General features: G+C 65.7%; 1 protein-coding gene. It reads right to left on the bottom strand.

Annotation, left to right across the window (positions count from 1 at the left end; genetic code table 11):
- The coding region (locus EP376_RS22685; protein WP_338068423.1) for a 2-oxo acid dehydrogenase subunit E2 at positions 1-569 on the bottom strand (569 nt) is incomplete at its 3' end.
- Positions 570-598 lie beyond the last annotated feature (29 nt).

Here is a 598-nt window from a genome sequence, read left to right as displayed (position 1 = left end):
ATCACCGTTGCATAATGTTTGCAGAATTTTGCGGCGTCTGCGCCGTTTATGGCTCTGTGGTCGTAGGAGAGGTCGATGGGTGCCATGGGGATTGGTCTGGGTGTGTCGTTGTCCCATGCGGTGAGGATTTGTGTTTTGGTGATGCCGAGGATGGCGAGTTCGGGGGGGTTGACGATGGGGGTGAAGGCGGTGCCTCCGATGCCGCCGAGGTTGGTGATGGTCATGGAGGCGCCGCCCATCTCGTCGGGGGCGATCTTGCGGGCCTGCGCGCGGGTTGCGAGGTCGGTGATGGCCTGGGCGATGTCCCACAGGCCCATGTGGTCGGCGTTGCGGATGACGGGGACCATGAGGCCGTGGGGCGTGTCGACGGCGATGCCGATATGGACGTAATCCTTGAGGATCAGGGTCTCGCCATCGGCCGAGAGCGAGGCGTTGAAGCGGGGGAAGGCGCGCAGCGTTCGGGCGAGGGCTGCGACGTGGAAGGCGAGTGCGGTGAGCTTGACGCCGCGGGCCGTGGCCTCGGGCTTCCACTGGGCGCGGAGCGCCTCGATGGCGGTGACCTCGGCCATCTCGTGATGGGTGACGGCGGGGATCAGGG

Source organism: Alexandriicola marinus, assembly GCF_004000435.1.
Classification (GTDB): domain Bacteria; phylum Pseudomonadota; class Alphaproteobacteria; order Rhodobacterales; family Rhodobacteraceae; genus Alexandriicola; species Alexandriicola marinus.
Note: the sequence above shows the minus strand (reverse complement) of the source record. Positions and strands in the feature narration are given on the sequence as shown.